Raw genomic sequence first — 492 nt, forward strand, 5'->3', positions numbered from 1 at the left:
CGTTTGGATCACCCTGTCGCGCCTCTTATGGCGCCTGAGCAAAATTATTATCTGAAGCAGAATCTAAGACTGATGCTCGAACAAGCAAACCTTGCCTTACTAGAGCAAAACCAGGCTATTTTTACTCACAGCTTAAAACAAGCAAGCATTTGGCTAGAGAACTACTTTGATACTCAGGACAAACAAACGAAAACTCTGATTTCTAAACTCAAAAGTATGCAAACACTTCAAATAAGCTACGAAACACCCGATATTTCAAAGTCATTACGCTTACTGAAGACAAAAATTGAAGCCATGTATCTTAACCATAGCTTAGGCAAACTTTCCAACCCGAAACCTTCAAGCACAGATAACAGTACCAAGCAGAGCCAAAACCAGGAAGCGTTTACTCGTGTTGATTATTGTCGGCATGGCTCTAGCGCTTGGTGTTTCAGCGATTGTCAGCCATGACCCCGGATATGTTCGAATATCTTATGGAAACTGGCTAATAGA

At 41.5% G+C, this 492-nt stretch carries 1 protein-coding gene; it reads left to right on the top strand.

The genetic code is table 11. From position 1 onward, the window contains the following. The coding region (locus A3761_RS06185) for a uroporphyrinogen-III C-methyltransferase (protein ID WP_197472887.1) at positions 1 to 450 on the top strand (450 nt) is incomplete at its 5' end. Between the last annotated feature and the right edge of the window lie 42 nt (positions 451 to 492).

The sequence above is a fragment of the Oleiphilus sp. HI0123 genome, from assembly GCF_001635315.1.